The organism is Mesorhizobium sp. M7A.F.Ca.US.006.04.2.1, from assembly GCF_004022915.1.
GTDB classification, from domain to species: Bacteria; Pseudomonadota; Alphaproteobacteria; order Rhizobiales; family Rhizobiaceae; genus Mesorhizobium; species Mesorhizobium ciceri.
This window is the reverse complement of record NZ_RZQA01001115.1, coordinates 1-1,683: the sequence shown is the minus strand read 5'-3', so window position 1 is coordinate 1,683 and position 1,683 is coordinate 1. Positions and strand designations below refer to the sequence as shown.

Below are 1,683 nucleotides of genomic sequence, written 5' to 3'. Positions count from 1 at the left end.
AGGCAAGCTCGACGAACTGGCTCTCGACCGGCTTGACCTCTATTTTGCCGGACGCACCAAGGCGCCGCTACTGTTCGATGCGATTTTCGGCGCCTGCGCGGCCACAGCAGCGCGACCGGAAGGCAAGACCAACCCGCTGTCGCCGTTGCCGGCACCCGAGATGATCGGCATCAGCGACGACGAGGCCTTGATGCCGCGCACCCGCCCGACATTCGAAGGATACCGGTTGCTGCGCGAATACTTCATGATGCCCGAGCGTTTTCACTATGCACGGGTTTTGGGATTGCAGCCTGTCGTGCGCCAATGCGCGGCCGGACTCGAGATCATTTTCCTGTTCAAACGCACGGTTCCCGAGCTGGCCGATCTGACGCCGGCGGACTTCGAACTTTTCGCGACACCGATCATCAATCTGTTCGAACGCGAGTGCAACGTCGTCGAAGTCGATGAACGCAAGACGCGCCAGGTGTTGCATGCGGACCGGACGCGGGCGCGTGACTTCGAAATCTACCGGGTCATCCGCGTCGAGGACGCCGACACGGAAGGTAACGACGCTGAAATCCCCGAGCTCTTCAGCCTGGGTCAGAACGGCGGTAGTGGTTGGGTCTATTCGACCGAAAGGCGCCCTCGCCGCGCGATGGAGGAGGAGCGCCGCGAAGGCCTGACGCGAACGTCCTATACCGGGGATGACGTTTTCCTGGCCGTGTCCCGGCCGCTCGTAAGGCCGGCGACCCGGCCGCTGAAGCGGCTCGACGTGATGGCGCTTTGCACCAATCGTGATCTGCCGATCCTCGATGACAATCCGACGTTGACGTTAGAGGCCGGCGACCCGGTCGAAACCGTGAGGCTTCTTGGCGCCTTGCGTGCGCCGCAGCCAGCTATTCCTGCGGCACTGCCTGCTGGGGCCGACGGGGAATCGCGGGCCGATGATCTCGCCTGGCGGCTGGTGGCGCAGCTCGCGCTCAACTTTCTCAGTCTTGCCAAAGAAGGCCGCGGCATCGATCCCCTGCATGCGCTACTCGACCTTTATGCCGATCGCGGCGATCCAAGCCTTGCCCGAAATGTGCATTCGATCGTGCGTATCGACTCGCAGCCGGTCATCGAACGTCTGCAAATCGATGGACCGATGTGCTTTGGACGCGGTACCGAAGTCACGTTGCATGTTGATCAATCGGTCCTGGCCGGCCAAAGTACCTTGCTGCTTTCGGCCTTGCTGGCGCGGTTGTTTGCTCGTCACGCCGGGATAAACGGCTTCGTGCGAACTCGCACGCGGCTGCTGCAGAAGCAGGAGGATGTGCCATGGCCGATGACGCCCGGCAATCGCTACCTGATCTAGACACGCCCGGCCCGAACAGGGCCGAAGGTCTGTCCGAGACGTTCGACTTTTTCGAACTGCTGCGCCGCCTCGAACAACGGAACGGTCTGTTCGGCCATTCCGGCCGTCCCGACCGTGAGCCGGCACGGCTCGGCCAGCATGTGCGCCTAGCCTTTTCCGCACGGGACCTGGTTGTGTTCCGCGAAGCCCGCGATGCGGCACCGGCCCGGGTCACGGTGGCAAATTTTGGTCTGCTGGGACCCGAGGGTCCAATGCCGCTGCATCTGACGCGCTGGGTGCTCGACCGGCTCTCGCAACGCTGGTTCGCCGGCGCCGAGGCACAACTGACCAGCGACACGACGTTCGTCGAC

2 protein-coding genes are annotated in these 1,683 nt (G+C 63.2%); both read left to right on the top strand.

The window, feature by feature from the left end:
- On the top strand, nt 1-1,333 hold a 1,333-nt coding region (gene tssF, locus EN925_RS34845; protein ID WP_128337318.1), incomplete at its 5' end, for a type VI secretion system baseplate subunit TssF.
- A partial coding sequence (locus EN925_RS34840) for a type VI secretion system baseplate subunit TssG (RefSeq protein ID WP_164894622.1) occupies nt 1,297-1,683 on the top strand: 387 nt, incomplete at its 3' end. The genes tssF and EN925_RS34840, both read left to right, overlap by 37 nt.